General features: G+C 44.8%; 16 protein-coding genes. 14 read left to right on the plus strand and 2 right to left on the minus strand.

Annotated elements, in window-relative coordinates; translation table 11 throughout:
• The first annotated feature begins 21 nt into the window (after positions 1-21).
• From cccB to MKZ26_RS19750, 9 genes are all read left to right on the plus strand, one after another.
• Positions 22-363: a cytochrome c551 gene (cccB, locus tag MKZ26_RS19710; protein WP_340767290.1), complete on the plus strand. Its 342-nt coding sequence runs from the start codon at positions 22-24 to the stop codon at positions 361-363.
• 780 nt (positions 364-1,143) lie between these two features.
• Positions 1,144-1,827 (plus strand): cell division ATP-binding protein FtsE, encoded by a 684-nt coding sequence (ftsE, locus tag MKZ26_RS19715; protein ID WP_067211958.1) that lies wholly within the window; start codon positions 1,144-1,146, stop codon positions 1,825-1,827.
• Positions 1,817-2,701 carry a permease-like cell division protein FtsX gene (ftsX, locus tag MKZ26_RS19720; RefSeq protein ID WP_340767291.1) on the plus strand — a complete coding sequence of 295 codons (885 nt, stop codon included), beginning with the start codon at positions 1,817-1,819 and terminating at the stop codon, positions 2,699-2,701. Before ftsE ends, ftsX begins: the two co-directional genes overlap by 11 nt.
• 34 nt (positions 2,702-2,735) lie before the next feature.
• Positions 2,736-4,049, plus strand: a complete 1,314-nt coding sequence (locus MKZ26_RS19725; RefSeq protein WP_340767292.1) for a murein hydrolase activator EnvC family protein — start codon at positions 2,736-2,738, stop codon at positions 4,047-4,049.
• 121 nt (positions 4,050-4,170) lie between these two features.
• Positions 4,171-4,818: a hypothetical protein gene (locus tag MKZ26_RS19730; RefSeq protein ID WP_340767293.1), complete on the plus strand. Its 648-nt coding sequence runs from the start codon at positions 4,171-4,173 to the stop codon at positions 4,816-4,818.
• Positions 4,811-5,392: a redoxin domain-containing protein gene (locus MKZ26_RS19735; RefSeq protein ID WP_340767294.1), complete on the plus strand. Its 582-nt coding sequence runs from the start codon at positions 4,811-4,813 to the stop codon at positions 5,390-5,392. The genes MKZ26_RS19730 and MKZ26_RS19735 overlap by 8 nt, the downstream gene beginning before the upstream one ends.
• Positions 5,393-5,465: 73 nt before the next feature.
• A complete protein-coding gene (locus MKZ26_RS19740) occupies positions 5,466-6,914 on the plus strand; it encodes a S41 family peptidase (protein ID WP_340767295.1) in 1,449 nt (482 codons plus the stop codon).
• Between the two features lie 1,045 nt (positions 6,915-7,959).
• A complete protein-coding gene (locus MKZ26_RS19745) occupies positions 7,960-9,129 on the plus strand; it encodes a PDZ domain-containing protein (protein ID WP_340767296.1) in 1,170 nt (389 codons plus the stop codon).
• Positions 9,130-9,167: 38 nt separating this feature from the next.
• On the plus strand, positions 9,168-9,419 hold the full coding sequence (locus MKZ26_RS19750) for a CsbA family protein (protein ID WP_067211939.1): 252 nt from the start codon (positions 9,168-9,170) through the stop codon (positions 9,417-9,419).
• 480 nt (positions 9,420-9,899) lie between these two features.
• Here MKZ26_RS19750 and MKZ26_RS19755 read toward each other — a convergent pair whose 3' ends face one another.
• Positions 9,900-10,208: an AzlD domain-containing protein gene (locus MKZ26_RS19755; RefSeq protein ID WP_340767297.1), complete on the minus strand. Its 309-nt coding sequence runs from the start codon at positions 10,206-10,208 to the stop codon at positions 9,900-9,902.
• Positions 10,208-10,933 (minus strand): AzlC family ABC transporter permease, encoded by a 726-nt coding sequence (locus tag MKZ26_RS19760; RefSeq protein ID WP_340767298.1) that lies wholly within the window; start codon positions 10,931-10,933, stop codon positions 10,208-10,210. Before MKZ26_RS19760 ends, MKZ26_RS19755 begins: the two co-directional genes overlap by 1 nt.
• A gap of 157 nt (positions 10,934-11,090) precedes the next feature.
• Here MKZ26_RS19760 and MKZ26_RS19765 point away from each other — a divergent pair, with 157 nt between their 5' ends.
• The 5 genes from MKZ26_RS19765 (at position 11,091) to addA (ending at position 21,864) form a co-directional block, all read left to right on the plus strand.
• The gene (locus MKZ26_RS19765; RefSeq protein WP_340767300.1) at positions 11,091-11,714 is read left to right on the plus strand and encodes a TVP38/TMEM64 family protein; all 624 of its coding nucleotides are present in this window, start codon (positions 11,091-11,093) and stop codon (positions 11,712-11,714) included.
• A gap of 428 nt (positions 11,715-12,142) precedes the next feature.
• On the plus strand, positions 12,143-12,952 hold the full coding sequence (locus tag MKZ26_RS19770; protein WP_340767301.1) for an alpha/beta fold hydrolase: 810 nt from the start codon (positions 12,143-12,145) through the stop codon (positions 12,950-12,952).
• 20 nt (positions 12,953-12,972) lie between these two features.
• On the plus strand, positions 12,973-13,947 hold the full coding sequence (locus tag MKZ26_RS19775; RefSeq protein WP_340767302.1) for a sensor domain-containing diguanylate cyclase: 975 nt from the start codon (positions 12,973-12,975) through the stop codon (positions 13,945-13,947).
• A gap of 734 nt (positions 13,948-14,681) precedes the next feature.
• Entirely contained in the window at positions 14,682-18,179 is a 3,498-nt protein-coding gene (gene addB, locus MKZ26_RS19780; RefSeq protein ID WP_340767303.1) for a helicase-exonuclease AddAB subunit AddB, read from the plus strand.
• Complete coding sequence (gene addA / locus MKZ26_RS19785; protein WP_340767697.1) at positions 18,157-21,864, plus strand: helicase-exonuclease AddAB subunit AddA; 3,708 nt, start codon at positions 18,157-18,159, stop codon at positions 21,862-21,864. The genes addB and addA overlap by 23 nt, the downstream gene beginning before the upstream one ends.

A 21,864-nucleotide genomic window follows, 5' to 3' on the forward strand; every position in this document is an offset into this window, starting at 1 on the left:
TTCATAAATGGAGGTAAGAAAATGAAAACTAAGTTTTTAGCAATTATGTTGGGAGCTGTTCTTGTCCTTGGGGCATGTGGCGGCGACAAAGCAAAAGAAGAAGATAAGGGTACAACAGGTACTGGTACTGAAACAGCATCAGTAGACGTTGAAAAAGTGGTTAGCACAAGCTGTATCGCTTGTCACGGTGGTAACCTTGAACTTAAAGGCGGCGTGGGTCCCGATCTATCAAAAGTTGGTGACCATATGTCTGAAACAGAAATCCATGACGTAATCATCAACGGCCGCGGTGGAATGCCGGCGATTAAAGTTAGTGACGAAGAAGCAACTGCTGTCGCACAATGGCTTGCTGAGAAAAAATAATTTTTACGATGAAACCGCAACTGGGCGATATGCCTGGTGCGGTTTTTTTGTTTATTGGCGGGATGGGTGGGGTTGGGTAGTAGAGTATGTCGGCTTGCCGTGACAGTTCTACGGTAAGCCCTCACAGTTAGCAGAAATGCGATGACAGTTTAGTGTTGCCCTTAGAGTATGTCGACTTGCCATGACAGTTCTGCGATTTGTCCTCACAGTTAGCAAAAATGCGATGATAGTTTAGCGTTGCCCTTAGAGTATGTCGACTTGCCATGACAGTTCTGCGATTTGTCCTCACAGTTAGCAAAAATGCGATGACAGTTTAGCGTTGCCCTTAGAGTATGACGAAATGCGGTGACAGTTCTGCGGTAAGTCCTCACAGTTAGCAGAAAAGCCATGACAGTTTAGCGTTGCCCTTAGAGTATGTCGAAATGCGGTGACAGTTCTGCGGTAAGCCCTCACAGTTAGCAGAAATACCTTGACAGTTAGACATAGCTCCCGCTTTTCCCCCACAGTTCAACGGTACTCTTCATAATTTGATAAAACCATCCGCTAGTTCAAATATTATTGTCAATAAAAAGAGGAGTTACCTCCTAAAGGTCGAATACAAACAAGTGAGTTAGACTTTTGGTCTACTAGCTCTATTGTATAATAGTACTACGTTCTGTGTTTATCGACATTATATTCAAGTTTTAATTGAAACACAACTGTAATACTTAGAAAGGTGAATCATGTTATAATGGGGCTGTTGGAAAAAAAGAGAGACAAAAATATTCAGGTGGTTTTAGAATGATTGTGATGAAAAATGTCTACAAAAAGTATCCGAACGGTGTCGTAGCAGCAAATGGCATTAACATCGAAATCGACCGGGGAGAATTTGTTTACGTGGTCGGTCCGAGTGGTGCAGGTAAATCGACATTTATTAAAATGATGTATCGTGAAGAAAGACCAACAAGTGGAGAAATTCTTATTAATGGTATAAATCTTGCAACATTGCGTAACAAACGAGTACCCCAATTGCGCAGGCAGATTGGTGTCGTTTTTCAGGACTTTAAATTATTACCTAAATTGAATGTTTACGAGAATGTGGCGTTTGCGCTCGAAGTCATTGAAGCACCGCCAGCAGAAATACGAAAAAAAGTGAACGATGTTCTTGCGCTTGTCGGACTTACGCAAAAAGCGCGGATGTTCCCGAACGAATTATCAGGTGGAGAAGAGCAACGTGTTTCCATCGCGAGGTCAATCGTCAACGTACCGAAAGTTGTCATTGCAGATGAACCGACAGGAAATCTTGACCCTGAAACATCATGGGAGATCATGAGGATCTTCGAACAGATTAATGCTCGTGGAACGACGATTGTCATGGCCACCCATAATAGGGAGATTGTTAACGCTATAAAACACCGTGTTATCGCAATAGAAGGCGGACTCATTACCCGTGACGAATACGGAGGTGAGTACTATGAAGGCTAGAACACTCGGTCGGCATGTACGCGAAAGCTTCAAAAGTATTCGCCGTAACAGCTGGATGACATTTGCGTCAGTCAGTGCTGTTACTGTCACCCTCCTGCTTGTCGGTGTATTCATCGTGATTATGATGAATTTTAATCATCTCGCGCAAAGTATCGAGAATGACGTGGAAATTAAAGTGGTTGCGGATCCAGCTGCAGATAAGTTGATAATTAAAGAGCTGGTAGAAAAAGTTCGTTCGACAGATGGCGTTCTCGAAGTGGTCTATTCGTCGAGAGATGCTGAACTAGACAAGATGATAAAATCATTTGGTGACGAACTTAGTTTATATAAACAGAGCAATCCGCTTGGCGATGCACTCTATGTAAAAGCGCAGGATCCACAACAGACTGCTACTATTGCCAAGAAAATTGATACATACGACTATACATATGAGGTCGTGTATGGCGAAGAAAAAGTGGAGAAACTCTTCAATGTACTTAACCTGAGCCGGAATATCGGTCTTGTTTTGATATTGGCACTGTTATTCACGGCGATGTTCCTTATTTCGAACACGATCCGAATAACTATCGTTGCTAGAAGAACTGAAATTGAAATTATGAAATTAGTCGGAGCGACGAATAACTTCGTGCGTATTCCGTTTTTGTTGGAAGGAATGTGGCTTGGCATTTTGGGGGCATTAGCTCCAATGCTCATCATTTCTATATCCTATTACAAACTATTCGAGCTTTTGGAACCGAAGCTACAAGGAGAATTGTTCCAATTACTAAACACGACACCATTTATAATCCAACTGAACGGACTGATTCTGTTTATGGGGATCTTTATTGGTATTTGGGGCAGCTTTATGTCTGTGCGTAAATTTCTTAAAGTGTAAGTGATAGATAGAGTGTGAGAGGGGAACTGGGAAGTTGAATAGATATAAAAAGCTGTTGTCAGGTACAATTGCAATCGTTTTCCTGTCCACTATTATTAGTGGAGCGGGAGTTTTAGCGAGTCCTTTGGATGACCTGAAAAAAGAACAGAAATTACTTGATATGAAGAAAAGTGAATTGAATACGGGAATTAGTAAAAAGAATACTGAAATTAAAAGCAAAAAAACGACTATCGAAAAAATTACGGATCAAATTTTAGCACTTAACGCTAAAATAAACGAATCCAATGAACAGATTAACCGTGTTATCGGACAAATAAATAAAACAACCGAAGAAATTGATGCGTTACGCATTTCAATTGCTGATCTTGAAAAGAAAATTGAAGAGCGTGACGTGGTATTGCGTGAACGTGTTCGTGCTATGCAAGTAAAAGGCGGACAAGTTAGCTATCTTGACGTTCTTCTCGGAGCCAATAGTTTTGCAGATTTCATAGACCGTTTTTCGGCTGTCAATTCTTTAATGGATGCAGATCGAAGTATTATGGAGCAACAAGCGAGTGATATTGCGCAGCTTGAAGAAGAAAAAGCACTTGTCGAGTCAAAACTTGCCAAGCAGGAAGCCGCTAAAAAAGAACTTCAAAACTTGAGAGCATCTCTTTTAGCACAGAAAAGTGATAAGAATAAGTTAATCGATAAACTAGAAGCTGAACAACAGAAATTAGCCAACGAAAAAGAAAAGCTAGAAGATGATTTGCATGAAACACATGAAATTAGTAAAGATCTTGAAGCAAAAATTGTGACGGAGCAAAAACGTATCGCTGAAATTGCGCGTCAAGCTGAAATTGCACGTAAAGCAGCGGCAGCTCAAGCCGCGAAAGACAGACAAAATAGTAGTGGTAGTGGTGGTTCATCTTCTTATCTTCCACCCGTCTCAAATGGGACATGGACGAAACCAGCTTCCGGAACTTACACGTCGTCATTCGGTTGGAGAACGCATCCAATCTACGGCACTCAAAGGCAGCACCGTGGAGCCGACATTGCGAATAGCACTGGAACATCTGTTGTATCGGCGGGTGACGGTGTTGTTTCCCACGCCGGACCAATGGGAACTTACGGCAATGTTATCATGGTGACACATTCAATTGATGGGCAGATTTTCACAACAGTTTATGCACATCTGTCAAGCATTAATACAAGCGCTGGTCAGCAAGTTGCGAAAGGCCAGTTCATCGGCAAGATTGGAACCACAGGCGCATCGACCGGGCCTCACCTCCATTTTGAAATGCATATCGGAAACTGGTCTGCATCTGGACCAAGTGCCGTGAATCCATTACGTTATGTATCATTCTAACTAATTGTGTCCGCCTCAAGACTGAGGCGGATTTTTTTTGTTTCTTTCAACTAGAATGATGGCTTTCGATGCTATTTTTGGATACGATTATGGTATTAGGTGTTGAAGGGGGCAAATGCGAATGCCAGTCACTTCATTTTTCACAATAGGAAGCCTTAGTGTTCCCTCGTCTTGGATTGCCCTCATGGTAGCATTTGTTGTTGCATATAGTGCAGTTCGGTTCCGATATGGGAAGAAGCAGGCGGAAATCATAGGAGATGCGTTCTTTTACTTGGTGATTGTTTGGAAATTGAGTATAGTCCTCACTGATTTCAATTCGGTTCTTCGGTCACCACTTGCGATTGTTTATTTCCACGGTGGGGCAGTTGGTTTTTATTTGGGGCTGCTATTTATTGCCGGGAAGGCCTTATGGGACATGAAGAGAGGGCGGCTTGATGCTAATGGATTTCGGGTACTTTTTACGGGTGCAGTTTTAGTTCAAGTTGTGTATCAGGTGATGATGGTTTTATTGAATGAAGGCGAAATGATTGCGCAAGTAGTAACGGTAGTTGTATTTGGGTTATTCGTGGTATTTTTCTGGATGAATAGCGGGAAGGCGGATAATTGGCCGGTTCAACTTGCCCTTGTGTTTATGGCGGTTCATGTTTTTGTGGCTGCCGTCCAACCAAATGAATTTATGCAGACACCGCTTATTACGACTGTAGTCATGGGATTATTTTTTGTGATTGTGTTTATACGAAAGTTAGATTGGAGGGATATCTATGAATAAGAAAACACTCGGATTCATCATTGCTGTACTGCTTATCGGATCGATGGTGGTCATTATGGTGAAATCGAATTTGGATAAACCGAAACCAATTGATGAATTTCTGATTGGTGCTGATTTTAGTGCATTAGAGGATGAGCCTGGTTTAGAAAAAGGTTCGGTTCCGCCTGACTTTGAACTGTCTACGATGTCTGGCGATGTGGTGAAGTTATCAGATTTGAAGGGCAAAAAGGTAATTTTAAATTTCTGGGCTTCGTGGTGTGGTCCATGTAAGGCGGAAATGCCGCATATGCAGAAATACTATAAGAAATATAAGGATACCGATAATGTAGAAATTATTGCGGTCAATTTGACGACGGAGGAAAGGCGGGGCCTTAAGGGCGTTGAGGAATTCATCAAACTCTATGGATTAACGTTCCCAATTCCGCTGGATAAAGAAGGTACCGTTATCGATGATTACCGGATTATCCCAATTCCGACAACGTTTATGATTGGCACGGACGGTAAGATCAGTCAGAAAATTGTTGGGCCGATGGATGAAAAAGCATTGAGGAGCCTTGTTAAGAATTTAGATTGAAGAAAGCCGGTTTTCTACTGTCGTAATGTTCCTTTTTCGTTCATATAGTGGACGGAGGAGGGGACATTGCATTATGCAGAGAAGCCGGTTTATGTTATTCGTCATACTGGCCGCTTTGGCGACGGTCGTCTTTCTTCTGTTGGATGGTTGTGCAGGAGAAGGAAGTGCCAAGAAGGAAGAGGGGACGCTAAGTGCGTCGTTTCCGGTAATCGATGAAGCGTTCAACGTCATCAAGAAACAAGGCGTATACCCAGTAGATAAGGACAGGTTGATTGAAGGGGCGCTGCGCGGAATGGCGGATGTCATCGGCGATCCGTATTCGACGTATCTGTCGCAGGAAGAGGCGGCCGCCCATAAGGAATCGCTGGCAGGAGAGCGAATCGGGATCGGCGCTGAAATTACGCGCTCGAATGGGAAATACATCATTGTGGCTCCAGTGAAAGGGTCTCCAGCTGAAAAAGCGGGTTTGCAGCCGTATGACGAAATCGTTCGTATTGACGACGAGCGAATTGAAGGGGAATCACTGCAAGACGTTGTACAGCGAATCCGCGGCAAGAAAGGGACAACGGTTTCCATGACGATTTTCAGGCCTGATTTGGATAAGCATATCGAAGTGTCGGTCGTGAGGGACAGTATTCCTGTAAAAACTGTATCCACTGAAATAATTGAAGAGCGTGGACAGAAGATCGGTTACATATCGATTACGATGTTCGGCAATGAGAGCCGCCAAGAGTGGCTGGATGCAACAAATAAGCTCATTAAGGACGGGGCACAGTCACTGATAATCGATGTGCGCGGCAACCCCGGCGGTTACCTGCATACTGTTGGCGGTATCGTGGGCAGTTTAGTGAAGAAAGATACGACTTTTGCTTATATGCAAGATGCGGCTGGAACGCTGGAACCGCTCGTTACGGAAAAGACCGACAAGTTTCCATATGATGAAAAGCTGCAAAAAATGCCGATTGTTTTGCTGCAGGATAAAGGCAGTGCCTCCGCAAGTGAAGTGATGAGCGCTGCATTGAAAGATTTAAAAAGGGGCTACATCATCGGTGCAACGAGTTTCGGAAAAGGAACGGTTCAAGAAACACTGGACTTGTCAAACGGTGGAGAGATGAAATTGTCGACGCATAAATGGCTCACACCAAAAGAAAAGTGGATTCATGGAAAAGGTGTGAAAGAAGACCTTGAAGTTGTTCAAAGTGAATTGTTTGGCGAGCATATCCGACTCGTCACAGAAGTCTATACGGAAGGCGATTATCACGACGATATCGCTTATGGCCAGAAGTTGCTGACAGGCCTAGGATATAGCGTCGCCCGCAACGACGGATTTTTTGATGAATCAACTTCCCGTGCAGTTAGCGCTTTTCGTGAAGATGCTGAAGTAGAAGTAGGGTCAACCATGGATCGATTATTTTTCTCAACTGTAAAAATTAAAGTGGAAGAATTCCGAAACGACCGTAAAAATGACGATCAGCTGCAAATGGCAATTGGCTATATCCATCATATAGTAGCTGGAAAGTAAAAGATGACTCCCGACGTTATGATGTCGGGAGTTTTTTGGTTTTTATTTGTTTTATTGGATGAGGTGGATGGCAGGTGGCCATGACTTTGGGGAGACTAGCCATGACTTTGCAGGGGATTGCCATGACTTCAAGAGGACTAGCCATGACAAAGTCGGCATTTGCCCTTACTAACAGGTGCGGCCATGACTTCGCGTGGGATAGCCATGACTTCCAGGAGACTAGCCATGACAAAGTCGGAATTTGCCCTTACTAACAGGTGCGGCCATGACTTCGCGGGGGATGGCCATGACTTCCAGGAGACTAGCCATGACAAAGTCGGAATTTGCCCTTACTAACAGGTGCGGCCATGACTTCGCGTGGGATAGCCGTGACTTCCAGGAGACTAGCCATGACAAAGTCGGAATTTGCCCTTACTAACAGTGCAGCCATGACTTCGCGTGGGATAGCCATGACCTCAAGGGGAAGAGCCATGACGAAGTCGATATTTGCCCTTACTAACTTTGTCGGCCATGACTTCGCATGGGATAGCCGTGACTTCCAGGAGACTAGCCATGACAAAGTCGGGTTTTGCCCTTACAAACTTTTGCGGCCATGACTTCGCGTGGGATAGCCGTGACTTCAGAGAGAATAGCCATGACAAAGTTGGTATTTGCCCTTACTAACAGGTGCGGCCATGACTTCGCGTGGGATAGCCATGACTTCCAGGAGACTAGCCATGACAAAGTCGGAATTTGCCCTTACTAACAGGTGCGGCCATGACTTTGCGTGGGATTGCCATGACTTCAAGGAGACTAGCCATGACAAAGTCGGAATTTGCCCTTACTAACCTTGTCGGCCATGACTTCGCGTGGGATTGCCATGACTTCGCGTGAGATAGCCGTGACTTCAAGGGGAAGAGCCATGACTATCGCCTACACCACCCCAAAACTATAAGCGGTTTTTCCCATTTAATGAATAATTCAATACCGTTTCACATAGAGCAGGATTCTTTTGTTACAATGTAGAAACATGATAGTGTAAACGAAGATTGGATGGTGACGGTTCGTGTCCGAGAAAACGATGTTTGACATAGTAGAAGCGGTTGCGCTGTTTTTCCTGAATCCATTATTCATAGCGGTTCTTTTTACAGCAGTTGGAGTTGGGTATTTCCGTGTTAAAAAGGAGCGTCGGAGTTTTAAAGTCCGATTGTTGCCGGGGTTAACAGAATTAAAGCGGCTATTGGCGGAGTCATGGCCCTATGCGCTCGTACTGTCCGTTTTGATTTCCGGGGCAGGTTTGCTAGCAGATCCGGGTTGGCTTGTGCTATTTTCTGCGTCAGCACTTATTGCACTGCTGACATTCTATTATAAAGTGACTTCACCGATTTATTTTGCGGCTGCAGCTTTTTTCGCTCTTTATTTCATAGAAAAGTATATGGGGAATTTCTCGTTTCGTGGCTGGACACCAGGGCAGGCGGATTTACTTGGCGATCTTGCGGTAACGATTCCAGTCATCGCTGGGTTATTCTTAATTGTTGAAGGACTTCTTATTAGACGTCATACGATCCGGTATGCGTCGCCGTCCTTGATGCATACAAACCGTGGACTGCGTGCTGCAGCCTTCAAGACGAAGCGGCTATGGCTGTTGCCGGTTGTATTTCTGGTGCCAGGGGATATGATTTCGGCTTTCGTACCATATTGGCCGCAATTCACATTTGGAGAGAGTGCATTCAGTTTTGTTCCGGTCCCTGTTATAATCGGATTTTCACAAGTGGCTCGCTCGCTGTATCCAGATGTTTTATTCCCGAAAATTGGCCGCGCTATCGTTTGGACAGGCGGTATTGTCGTTATCGTAGGGCTTGCTGCATTATGGCTTCCGATTTTAGGATGGGTAGCTTTACTGCTAGGGGTAGTGTGTCGGGTAGCTATTTCGATTACGGCTTCGGTACGTGACAGGCAAGGCGGATTCGCTGTTGCGCCGCGTCCAGCGGGGGTTGTCATCGCGGGCGTTGTACCAGGATCTCCAGGAGAAAAAATGGGGCTTCTGCCGGGTGAATACATTCGTGCTGTAAATGGTCTTCAGGTAAGCAACGAGAAAGAACTATATGATGCGATTCAGCTTAATGCTGCACATTGTCGCTTGCAAGTGATTGATCGTAACGGGGAAGTTCGGCTTATGCAACAGGTTATTTATCGACATGACCACCATCGCCTAGGACTTCTCGTCGTTCGGTAAACATCGAGTGAACGATTACTCTGGAAGGAATGTTGAAAATGGATTCATTCGATACTAAACTGTTACTTGCCTTGCTTTTGCCAGGATTACTTGTTATTTTATTCACCCGTGTGACATTTCACCACGTCGTCGGCCTTATTTTGACGGTTGCGTTGATTGCAGCTTCGGTATACGCCGGTTATACGCATAACTGGCTACTTTACGGGGCGGATGCGCTATCGCTCACGGTCGGATTTTGGTATGCGACACGTATGATGAAGATTGCAAGGCAGCATGAACAAGAGGATTGACGAATGGAGCCGCTCGCTGTTAAAGGAGCGGTTTTTTTGTGGGATGAAATAGTGGGGCAAATAAAGTGTTGGACCGAGCATATCCGTCGTGAACCGATCAAAACACATGGCCAACCGAGCATATCCGCCGTAAGCCGATCATAACCCACGGCCAACCGAGCATATCCCGCGCCAACCGAGCATACCCCGTGCCAACCGATCATATCTCGTGTCAACCGAGCATACCCCGTGCCAACCGATCATATCGCGTGCCAACCGATCATACCCCGTGCCAACCGATCATATCTCGTGTCAACCGATCATATCTCGTGTCAACCGATCATATCGCGTGCCAACCAAGCATATCGCGTGCCAACCGAGCATATCCCATACCAATCGAGCATACCCCGTGCCAACCGATCATACCCCGTGCCCAACCGATCATATCCGCAGCCAAACAACCCCATCCCACAATAAAAAAAGACCGCAACCCCGCGGCCCTCACATAAACAAACTATAAACAGCCAGCACAGCAATCGTGCCAAGAACAACGGACATCACCCCGCCGCCAAAAATGGCGATTAAAAACGCGGCCCCTGCTCCAAGCACCCCAAACAATATATTCCCTTCCTGTACAAATAAAATTGCTGGGAAGATGAGTGCGCCTAGGACGGCATAGGGAATGTTACGCAAGACACCTGACACAACCGGCGGCAGCTCTTTACCGTCTAAAACAGTCAGCGGAATCATACGCGGAATGTACGTCACAAGTGCCATACCAAGAAGCATCCACCAATAACTAGGCCACATTAAACTTCCTCCTCTCGTTTGAACATCGCTTCAGCCGTTTTACCGCGCCGCGAATAAACAATCTCTACTAGAATAGAAGATGCAAGTGTTGCAACAAGAATGGACCAGCCCGTGGACAAGGCTTCTGTAAAGTACAGGACGCAATGGATGACCGCCGCAAGTGCAGCGAGCATGACAACTTTGCGGTTGCCCTTCATCGAAGGAACGAGTAATCCGATGAACATAGCGTAGAGTGCAATCGACATTGCGGCTTGTAAAAACTGGGGTAGATTAGCGCCGATAATGTGGCCGATAACGGTGAAGATGACCCAACTGCCATACGCAATTAACGATACGCCGAATGCGAATGCGGTCGAAATCTTTCCTTTCTTCCCTGTTGCGAGTACTGTAAATGATTCGTCTGTAATGCCGAATGCATAGATCGCTTTGACCCATTTTCGGGCGGGCTGCATCTTTTCATTGAGCGAAGCCGTCATAAGAAAGTGTCGAATATTGACGACGAATGTATTCATGACGATCAATAGCGGGTCGATGCCTAATGTAATTAGGCTGAGCGACATGTATTGTGCGGCACCGGCGTAGACGAATATACTCATCGCCGTGGCTTCTATAATGGACAAGCCGGCAGTTTTTGCGAGCAGTCCAAATGTGAGCGCCACGGGGAAATATCCGATTGCAATGCTCGTCCCTGCTTTTAGACCAGCTGAAAATTGGTTATTCTTCATTGTATTCACATCTTCCCAAAGTATATTTAAGCGATTATACTATACTTCAGGGTTTAAATGTTCATATTTAAAGGAAAACTCTAAATACGGGGTATTTTTATGTAATCAAAAAGTAGAAAGCCTGACGAAAAAAGTTTTTGAATTGAGGTTGTTACTAATGAATGAGTGGATGAATCCTGATAAAATAATCGAATTAGCACAACACTATAAATCACTTGGGCCGTTTCTTGGGCTATTACTGCCATTTATCGAGTCATTTCTACCGTTTCTTCCGCTCTTTGCATTTGTTCTGGCGAATGCAGGCGCTTACGGTCTATGGTATGGATTCCTTCTATCATGGGCGGGAACTGTAGTGGGTTCTTATGCTGTATTTTTGATCATCCGAAAATATGGACGCAATCGGTTACTTAATTTCTTGACTAAAAGCGCACGTATTCAAAGGTTAATCAAGTGGGTGGAGAGAAACGGTTTCGGACCCTTATTTTTATTCCTATGTTTCCCGTTTACACCGTCCGCACTCGTCAATCTTGTTGCAGGTCTATCTGATATGAAGAAAAAGAATTATCTAATCACATTGATGGCTGGAAAGTTTGTCATGATTTTCATGATTAGCTATATTGGCTATGACATAAAAGCGTTATTCACGAATCCAGTTCGAACAGCAATAGTCGTAGTCGTCATCTTTTTGCTATGGCTCGTAGGCAAATACTTTGAGCGTAGGCTGAATTCAAAAGTGGAGGCCGATTTCCGTGCATCTGTCGCCCAGCGTAATGATAAGTAATCGCACCCTATTATGTGAAATGATTCCTGTCATCCCTATCTTAGACATCAAGTAAAGTGGGAATGATAGGTTTTTTTAGTGGTATGAATCACAGAATTTCATCCAAACAGTATTAGCCAATACGTTGTTCGGGGAGATAAAATGTGTTCATCAATTTGAGTTAGACGACAATAATTTAGGTTCCGACCTACCATCGAGGCCGTTCAAGAATTGAAGTTGACACAAAGTAACTGATTACAAATGGACGTCCCCTATTTTTTGTTTTGTTAAAGGAAATTGATTGTAGGTGTTTATAACTTGTTTTATAAAGGGAATGACTTTATTGTGGTTATATCATACTATTTACATGTAATGAATTTGTCGCTCGATAGAAAAACAATATCTATGCTATTTGCTTATATTGATTTTCAGATAAAAGGGGTTATCTTATGGAAGAAAATATTCTCAAGCGTAACAATGTGAATGTTACTGGTGGAGGTACAAAGACAATCATTTTTGTTCCAGGATTCGGATGTGACCAAAATATTTGGAGGTTTGTGGCACCTTTCTTTGAAAAGGAATATCGGGTTGTCCTTTTTGATCACGTAGGATCGGGGAAGTCAGATACGAATGCTTACAGTTCTAGTAAATATAGCGATCTTCATGGTTATTCACGAGATGTTCTTGACATTTGTGCAACATTAAAGTTAAAAAATGTAGTTTTAGTAGGACATTCAGTTGGCTGTATGATTGGCATGTTGGCATCTATTCAAAAACCCGAGTATTTTGAGCGTCTAATCATGATTGGCCCCTCGCCTTGTTATTTGAATGATCCTCCTGATTACATGGGAGGATTCGAGAAGGTGGATCTTGAGGGATTACTTGACATGATGGATATGAATTATATTGGATGGGCAAACAATTTTTCGCAAGTTATTATGGGAAACCCTGAACGTCCGGAGCTGTTTAAAGAATTGGAAGAAAGCTTTTGTTCAACGGACCCAATTATCGCTAGCCAGTTTGCAAAGACCACCTTCTTCTCTGATAACCGGGAAGATTTGAAGAAAGTGGTGGTTCCATCCTTAATTATGATGTGTTCAGAAGATACAATTGCCCCAATTGAAGTCGGTGACTATATTCACCGCCATCTGTCAGGAAGTACATTGAGACTAATGCAGGCGACGGGGCATTGTCCTCATATGAGCCATCCGAAAGAAACGATTCGCCTGATTTGCGAGTATTTATCAGCTAGCAGATGAGTTAAGGAGTAGATTTTCGTATGGATGAACAATTGAACTATGCACCGTGCGGCTATCTGTCACTTGCCGATGACGGAACAATATTGACGATCAATGAAACCTTACTTCAATTACTAGGGGGTGACCTTGTCGACGTACAGGGAAGGCATGTCAACTTAATCTTGACAGTCCCTAGCCGGCTCTTTTACCAACTTTATTTTTTTCCGATGATCAGATTACATAAAAAGGTGGATGAAATGTATCTCACCCTCAAGTCGAAAAGCGACCAAGAGATTCCTGTGCTCATCAATGCTTTGCGCAAGAATCGAAGCGGGATGCAGGTAAATGACATTATTATTACTCAAATGCATCGTCGCACCGAGTATGAGCTCCAACTACTTGAAGCTAAAAAAGCTTCTGAAGAGGCCGTTAAGATAAAAAGTGAGACCATTGCTGAGCTTAATCAGCTACAAAAGGATTTGAAAAGTAAGCAAACAGAACTTCAAGAACTGAACGCCCAGCTGCAGATTTTAGCCGAGACAGATGAATTAACCGGTCTTAAAAATCGGCGTAGTTATCAAGAAGATTTGGCTACGAACATCGCCGCAAGTGCAATAACAGCACAACCACTGTCACTAGTGCTACTTGATATTGATCATTTTAAGAAGGTTAATGATACGTACGGACATTTGAGGGGTGACAGGGTCCTGCAGAAGTTGGCGCAACGTCTGAAGACTGCATGCGAAGGAGGCAATATCGCTGCCCGTTATGGAGGGGAAGAATTTGCATTAATTCTTCCGCGCATGGACGAACATGGTGCGCTAACTTTTGCAGAAGGGATTCGATCATATATCGAAAGTACTTCTTTGGGAGAAATCCCAATTACAATTAGTATCGGCATAGCAACTATGAAAAAAGGAGACACTGAAACCACTCTCCAATCCAAAGCGGATCAAGCACTTTATTCATCCAAAGAAAGCGGTCGCAATCAGGTCACACATGCACTTCAGTTGTAACATGGACAGCCAATCGAAAAAGAAGCAGCCCAACCGCTCAATAGGTTGGGTTTTTTTGATAAATAGAAGCCGTAGACATCGTTATGCTAAGTCCTACTATTTCTGTACAATAGAAAGAAAGGGTTACAGGGAATTTTAACTAGTTATATTTAATTAAAGAATCCTGTTGAATCTGCTGTGGCGCGAAATAATGAGAGAGTTGTGATTCGGAGTGTGGATTATAGATCGCTTTGCGCTCTGGGGATGCCTCTCGCCCTGAGCCTGGATTAGCGCTTCACATCCAGTCTCAGGGCTTCGGCTACCCCTTTACCGCGCCTGCGCTAGAGTGTACATTATCGGGGGAGTTTTTATTTTAAAAAGTATAGACTGAAATTATAATGTGATTAGTATTTGATATTAATTTCAATGAAGAAAGACGCACTTTAGGTCTTATCCCCGACAATGAAATGCGCTTTCTAAGATCGAGACCACCCAGCGAAGGCGCGTCTTCGCGGGAGGCATCCACAAAGCGCCGAAGCGGTATTAGTAGGATTTCTAATTCTATCCGTTGCAAATGGACTTTTATAAATTTTCTCTGCAAGGATAGATAACGAAATGCGCTTTCTACATAGACCACAAAGCGCCGGAGCGGTATGATGGGAAATCTATATCAACCTAGTTGCCGCGCTTCTACACTAAATGTTCAACCAGGATAGAAATAAATAACCTACATTCATTAAAAAGGAGGACACAAAATGTCACTGCGTTTTATCACCGGTAGATCGGGCGCTGGAAAGACGACGTTCATTGAGCGGGAGATGGCTGCTGAACTGGAACGAGATCCAATGGGAGCGCCTGTTATTGTCATTGTGCCTGACCAGATGTCGTTTTCGATGGAGCATAGCTTGTCCGTTAACTTCGGGTTAAAAGGGATTATCCGTGCACAAGTGTTGACGTTCAAACGGTTGGCGTGGCGTGTATTGCAGGAAACTGGCGGCATTACGCGTAAGGAAATAGATGGTTTCGGGTATCGGATGCTTGTACGAAGCGTCCTGGAAGACAATCGGGACCAGTTCAAATTGTTTCGGCAAGCGGCTAATAAACGTGGATTCACGGAACAAATTGGGGACTTGCTGAAGGAGTTTAGTCGCTATTGCCTCGACCACCAAACGATGAGCAATCTCCATGATGCGCTGGCTTCAACAGGTGCACCGCGCACATTGCTCGACAAAGCGGAAGACTTGTCATTATTATTGACAAAAATCGAAGAAAAACTGGGTACGACGTATGTCGATAGTGAAGGACACTTGGCTCTACTTGCATCACAAATTACCCATTCAGACCTGTTAAAAGGGGCAGATATTTATATCGACGGGTTCGAAAATTTCACGACGCGGGAATATGAAATCGTCACGGAACTGATGAAACACGCCAATCGACTGACGGTTGTGTTGCCGATGGAAGGCGCCCTCACAGGGTTTGCGGACCATGAATTATTTTTTAATCCTGTTCGGACTTCCCTTAAATTACGTGAACTGGCACGTGCTGAATCGGTGGAAGTAGAGGAAGATATCCATTTGGCGAATTCGCCACGCTATCAAAATGAAGACTTAAAACATTTTGAAGCGGAATTCGACCACTATCCTGCGATGCAACAAACGTCAACTGGCAATGTTGTCTTGATTGAAGCAGCGGACCGTCGTGCGGAAATTCACTCCGTGGCGCGTACAATCCGTGAGTTAATGATTGCCGGCAAGCGCTACAAAGACGTGTCAATTTTGTACAGGCAGCCTGAAAAGTATGATGAACTCATTGAAACCATTTTTCCACATTATGATATTCCGGTGTTCATCAGCCAGAAGAAACCGATGTTGCATCATCCGCTTATCGAGTTTTCACGTTCGGTGTTAGAAGCGGTGACAACGGGTTGGTCATATGAATCGGTGTTCCGCGCAGTCAAAACAGATCTCTTTTTCCCACACCGAGAAACCAAGTTATTATGGCGTGATCGCGCAGATAGACTCGAAAACTATGTTCTTGCACATGGGATTTACGGACAGCGTTGGTTCGATGACAGCCGCTGGCGCGTGAAAAAATACCGCGGTCTTGAATTGCATTCAAATGTACAAACCGACGAAGAAATCGCGTTGGAGCAAGAACTGCATGTGATTCGTGATGAAATTCGGGATCCGCTTACTGATTTTGAAAAGCGTTTGAAACGGTCCAAAACGGGACGTGATGTCGCGGAAGCGCTGTTTTTATTCATGGAAAACTTAAATATCTATGATAAAATCATCGATCTGCGCGCGGAAGAAGAGCGTGCGGGACGATTACTTGGTGCGACGGAACATGAACAAGCTTGGAACGGCTGGATTAATGTGCTAGATCAGTTTGTCCTGATGTTCGGCGATAAAAAAATGGATGCTGTAGAAGCAGCTCGGATTTTGGATGAAGGATTTGATTCACTCGAATTTGCTCGCATTCCGCCGTCGCTCGACCAAGTGACGGTGTCGACTGTCGAAGTTTCAAGTTTAATGGATATTGACGCTGTATTTGTCCTTGGGGTGAACGATGGCGTCATGCCGAAGCGGGTTGACAATGAAGGGCTTCTGTCGGATGCCGACCGTGAATGGTTCTCGGAAATCGGCTTTGAACTAGCTCCTACGTCGAAGATGAAATTGATGGATGAAACGTATATGGCCTATCGCGCATTTACGGCACCGCGCGAAAAATTATACGTGTCGTATCCGGTTGCAGACGAGGAAGGGAAAGCACTTATTCCGTCGCTGTATATTACGAGAATTGCGCAAATGCTGCCAGGAACTGAAACTAAAATAGCGGTCACGGATCCGTCTGAATTGCCGCTAGAAGCCAATCAATTCGATTACATTAGCCACCCGCGTTCTGCACTTCCTTATGTGTCAATGAAGTTGAAAGAGGCGGAACAGTCTGGTGTGTTGGAACGTGAATGGCGTGCAGTGATGGCGTATTACGACGAGGATCCGTATTGGTCGTCTGTCATCAGTCATATCATCCGCCCGATGAACGCGAAGAATGGGGCGGAACGGTTGCGTCCAGAAATAACGGAAGGGCTATACGGGGAATCATTTGTTTCCAGTGTGTCACGCATTGAATCCTATTACAGCTGCCCGTTCCAGCATTACGCCTCGTTTGGACTTGGTTTGCGCGAACGGACAGAATTTACATTGGAAGCACCGGCTATCGGGGATTTATTTCACGCGGCTCTAAAATGGGTGTCCGATGAAACAATGCGTCTAGATAAGTCGTGGGCAGAGCTGACGCGCGAAGAATGTTGGAAGCTTGCGAGAGCAGCGGTGGAAGATATTTCTCCTTACTTCTTTAATCGAATACTATTATCAACGAATCGTTATGTTTATATTAAACGTAAGCTCATGCATATTATTCAGCGAACCATTTATTCACTTAGTACACAGGCAAAATCGACGGTATTTAAACCTGTGGCTATTGAGGCAGGATTTGGACCTGGCGAAGAATTGCCAGCGCTTGAAATTCCATTGCGCCGTGGAGATTCGATGAAACTGCGTGGCCGAATTGACCGTGTCGATGCGACTGAAATTGGTGGCAAAAACTATGTCCGTGTTGTCGATTACAAATCATCCGCCAAAAGCCTTGATTTAACAGAAGTCTATTACGGCTTGTCCTTGCAAATGATGACCTATCTTGACGTAGCGCTAGAAAACGCAGACGAATGGCTCGGCATACATGCGGATCCGGCGGGCGTTTTGTATATGCATATTCATAACCCAATGATTCGCTCCGGTTCCGAATTAACACCTGCACTCCTTGAAGCGGAAATCGCGAAATCCTATAAGATGAGAGGCTATTTGCTCGATAATCAGGAAGTTGTCATCGGCATGGATGCTGATATTGGCAGATCCTCTTCAATCGTGCCAGCCTCGATTAAAACGGATGGAACTTTTGCGAAAACGTCAAAAGTATTGTCATCCGATGATTTGCAGATGATGCGGTCGTTTGTCAGAACGCGCCATCAAAAAGCCGGAGATGCCATGCTTGCGGGAGATACCCGCGTCTATCCCTATAAATTAAAAAATAAAATGCCATGCGAGTTTTGTTCGTATCGATCTGTTTGTCAGTTCGATCAAACAGATCCCTCAGCAGAGCATCGGTCTTATGCCGAAATGGACCCAGAATTGTCTCTCGATAAAATGCGTAAGGAGGTGGGGGATGATGCACATACCCGTGAAACCTGAGGGACTAACATTTACTGATGCCCAGTGGAAAGCAATTTGGGCGACAGGGAAAGATATTCTCGTTTCCGCTGCCGCTGGTTCGGGGAAAACGAAAGTGTTAATCACACGAATGATTGAAAAAGTACTGGATGAAAAGAATCCAATCGATGTCGATGAATTGCTCGTTGTGACATTTACCAATGCCTCTGCTGCAGAGATGCGACACAGGATGGCGGAAGCATTGGAAGAAGCGATTGCTGCAAGGCCGGAATCCGTCCACTTGCGCAGGCAGTTGAATTTATTGAACAAAGCACAGATTTCTACATTGCACTCATTTTGTATGAATGTCGTTCGACAATATGCTTATTTAATCGATATCGACCCGGGATTCCGGATTGCGGATAGTACGGAAGCCGCACTGTTAAGTGACGACACAATTGGAGCCGTCCTTGAAGATGCCTATAGTGCGGAAAATCCGGAAGCGATGTACCGGCTGGCAGATAGTTTTACGTCTGACCGCAACGATCAGTCCATCGAGACACTGATTGACCGCTTATATGATTATTCCCGCGTTCATCCGGTACCGGAACAATGGTTGCGCGAAATTCCCATGCAATATGAGATTAGTGACCAAGCTTCTATCGATGATCTTGAATTTATCGAACCGCTGAAAACGGCCATTCTCCATACGCTTGAAGAAGCGGCGGCGTTAACTGGCGATATGCGAAATATTGCGCTGATGGTGGATGGGCCGGAACCACTTGCTGCTACGGCTGAAGCAGATTTGATGTGGATTAATGAAGCAATTCGGCGCATCACGGATGGTACATGGGAAGATATGTACGCGTTTTTTGGTTCGCTCAAATGGGCAAAGGCGGGGACAATCCGCAAAGATTCGTGTGATGAAGAACTTGCAAAACGAGCGAAAGCGCTGCGTGATGCGGTGAAGAAAATTATTAATACGTTGAAAGAATCTTATTTCACGAGAACACCAGCCCGTTTATTGGATGAAATTCGCTTGATGGCGCCGACCATGCATACGCTCATTGACTTAGTGATCGACTTCGGAAGGCGTTTTGAACAAGTGAAAATTGACCGAGGGATTGTCGATTTCTCAGATTTAGAGCATTATGCGCTACGGATTTTATCGAATGTTCAGGACGGGAAACTGGTGCCTTCTGATATCGCAGTTGACTACAAAAATCGCTTTTCAGAAGTTCTTGTCGATGAGTACCAGGATGTCAATATGTTGCAGGAGACGATTATCCAGCTCGTTAAGCGCGGCGGGGAAGAGGATGGCAATCTGTTCATGGTTGGCGATGTAAAACAGTCCATTTACCGCTTCCGTCTTGCTGAACCGATGCTGTTTCTTGGCAAATACAATCGATTTACGGCAACGGATGGCCATCAAGGCTTGAAAATCGATTTGAATGCCAACTTCAGAAGTCGGAAAGAAGTGCTCGATGCGACAAACTTCGTCTTTTCACAAGTGATGGGCGCGCGTGTCGGAGAAATAGAATACGATGATGCGGCGGCGTTGAAATATGGCGCTAACTATCCCGAAAAAGCCGTAACAGCTGGTTTGACGTTGCTCTATGAAGAAGAGGAAGATGAGCAGGAGTTAGACGATGCGACGGAATTAGCAGGCCAAAGCTTGAAGAGTTCGCAGGCGGAAGCACGATTCATGATTAAGAAAATCCGAGAATTGATCGCATCTGGTGCTGAAGTGACGGATGCGTTTAGCGATAAAAGACGTCCGCTTGAATACCGGGATATTGTTATTTTGATGCGTTCGATGACATGGTCAGGTGAAATCGCAGAGGAATTTAAACTAGCGGAAATTCCAATCTATGCTGAACTAAAACGCGGTTATTTCGATGCGTTAGAAGTAATGATTATGTTGAATACATTGCGTGTCATCGATAATCCCTATCAGGATATTCCACTTGCGTCCGTTCTCCGTGCACCGTTTATCGGCATGACGGAAAATGAATTGGCACAAATTCGTCTTGCCGGAAAAAGCGAGCCGTTCTTTGAAGCGTTGAAGCGTTTCGTTACAACAGGCGGAGCAGGTGTTGCAGCAGCAACGCAGGAAAAATTGCAACGGTTTTTCAATCAGTTCGAGGATTGGCGTAACTTGGCACGACGCGGTTCGTTGTCCGAATTGATATGGCAAGTCTATTCCGATACGCATTACTATGAAATGGTCGGTGCAATGGCGAATGGTAAACAGCGCCAGGCCAATCTACGTGCGCTACATGATCGTGCAATCGATTATGAAAAAACGTCGTTCCGTGGGCTGTTCCGTTTTCTACGTTTCGTTGACCGTATGCGAAAACGGGGCGATGATCTCGGTGCCGCACGTTCGCTTACTGAAAAGGAAAACGTTGTCCGTATCATGACCGTCCATTCATCAAAAGGACTGGAGTTTCCTTTCGTTTTCATCGCAGGGGCAGGTCGGAAATTTAATAAGATGGATTTCAATGAACCGTATTTGTTCGATCAGCATTTTGGTCTGGCAGTGAAAGCGATTGATCCGGACAACCGAATTACCTATACATCATTGCCGTTTCTTGCAATGAAAGAAAAGAAAGAACTTGAAATGCGTGCGGAAGAAATGCGTGTTTTATACGTTGCTATGACACGGGCGAAAGAACATCTTGAAATTATTGCTTCCGTAAAAGATATTGAAAAGTCGATTGTCAAATGGCAAGATGCCCAGCTGATCGCCCCTGAACTGATGTTGCCTGAGTATACGAGGTCACGTGCAAACGGTTATTTAGACTGGATTGGTCCAGCAGTCGCGAGACATCCGGCATTTGCGAAATTCGGTAGCATTCCGGGAGGTCAGTCTGTAATCGATGCTTCAGTTTGGCAGATAGATGCGCTGCCTGTTTCCGCATTGTTTACTAAGCTTGGAGATAGTGATGAGGAACCAGTGAAATCATTGGATGTAGTTCCAATTGAAGAAGTCGACGCAGGGATGTTGCTGGAAGTGAAACGCAGGTTTGACGCGACATATCCGCATCTTTCATCGGTAACGAAACGGTCTAAGCAGACGGTCAGTGAATTGAAACGGCTGTCGATTCTAGAACAGCAGGCGGAAGATGATTTGTTTGTGTCTACGAATGCGGATGTCAGTACGGCATATCTCCATAATCGACCGGCCTTCATGCAATCGCGGACACTAACTGCAGCGGAAGTCGGGACGGCGATGCATACGATTATGCAGCATATCGATATCCAGAAAGAAAGTAGTGTCACTGATGTTGAGAAGCTCCTAACAGATTTGACGGTCCGCCAGTTACTGACTACAGAAGAAGCGATTGCAGTCGATGCCAATACAGTTGCACAATTTTTCCAAACGCCGATTGCGAAACGGCTTATGAAAGCTGAGAAAGTGGAGCGCGAATTGCCGTTTACGTACGCTTTTGATGATAACGACGGGGATTACCAAATATTGCAAGGAATCGCGGATTGTTTATTCGAAGAGCAAGATGGTTGGGTCCTGCTAGATTATAAAACCGACCGAGTCAGCGGGCGCTTTGGTTCGGATGAAGAAGTCGACGCAGAAATGCAGGTCCGGTATGGCATCCAGTTGAACTTGTACAAGAAAGCGATTGAAGAAATTGTGGAAATCGACATTAAAGAGATGGTCCTTTATTTATTTGACGGACAGAGGACTATAAATATTCAGGGGGAATAA

It is taken from the genome of Sporosarcina sp. FSL K6-6792 (assembly GCF_038004885.1).
Lineage (GTDB): Bacteria > Bacillota > Bacilli > Bacillales_A > Planococcaceae > Sporosarcina > Sporosarcina psychrophila.

What these genes read in the sequence shown, in the direction of transcription:
- cccB (WP_340767290.1), top strand. Translation starts at nt 22, where the DNA reads ATGAAAACTAAGTTTTTAGCAATTATGTTGGGAGCTGTTCTTGTCCTT.
- ftsE (WP_067211958.1), top strand. Translation starts at nt 1,144, where the DNA reads ATGATTGTGATGAAAAATGTCTACAAAAAGTATCCGAACGGTGTCGTA.
- ftsX (WP_340767291.1), top strand. Translation starts at nt 1,817, where the DNA reads ATGAAGGCTAGAACACTCGGTCGGCATGTACGCGAAAGCTTCAAAAGT.
- MKZ26_RS19730 (WP_340767293.1), top strand. Translation starts at nt 4,171, where the DNA reads ATGCCAGTCACTTCATTTTTCACAATAGGAAGCCTTAGTGTTCCCTCG.
- MKZ26_RS19735 (WP_340767294.1), top strand. Translation starts at nt 4,811, where the DNA reads ATGAATAAGAAAACACTCGGATTCATCATTGCTGTACTGCTTATCGGA.
- MKZ26_RS19740 (WP_340767295.1), top strand. Translation starts at nt 5,466, where the DNA reads ATGCAGAGAAGCCGGTTTATGTTATTCGTCATACTGGCCGCTTTGGCG.
- MKZ26_RS19750 (WP_067211939.1), top strand. Translation starts at nt 9,168, where the DNA reads ATGGATTCATTCGATACTAAACTGTTACTTGCCTTGCTTTTGCCAGGA.
- MKZ26_RS19755 (WP_340767297.1), bottom strand. Translation starts at nt 10,208, where the DNA reads ATGTGGCCTAGTTATTGGTGGATGCTTCTTGGTATGGCACTTGTGACG.
- MKZ26_RS19760 (WP_340767298.1), bottom strand. Translation starts at nt 10,933, where the DNA reads ATGAAGAATAACCAATTTTCAGCTGGTCTAAAAGCAGGGACGAGCATT.
- MKZ26_RS19765 (WP_340767300.1), top strand. Translation starts at nt 11,091, where the DNA reads ATGAATGAGTGGATGAATCCTGATAAAATAATCGAATTAGCACAACAC.
- MKZ26_RS19770 (WP_340767301.1), top strand. Translation starts at nt 12,143, where the DNA reads ATGGAAGAAAATATTCTCAAGCGTAACAATGTGAATGTTACTGGTGGA.
- MKZ26_RS19775 (WP_340767302.1), top strand. Translation starts at nt 12,973, where the DNA reads ATGGATGAACAATTGAACTATGCACCGTGCGGCTATCTGTCACTTGCC.
- addB (WP_340767303.1), top strand. Translation starts at nt 14,682, where the DNA reads ATGTCACTGCGTTTTATCACCGGTAGATCGGGCGCTGGAAAGACGACG.
- addA (WP_340767697.1), top strand. Translation starts at nt 18,157, where the DNA reads ATGCACATACCCGTGAAACCTGAGGGACTAACATTTACTGATGCCCAG.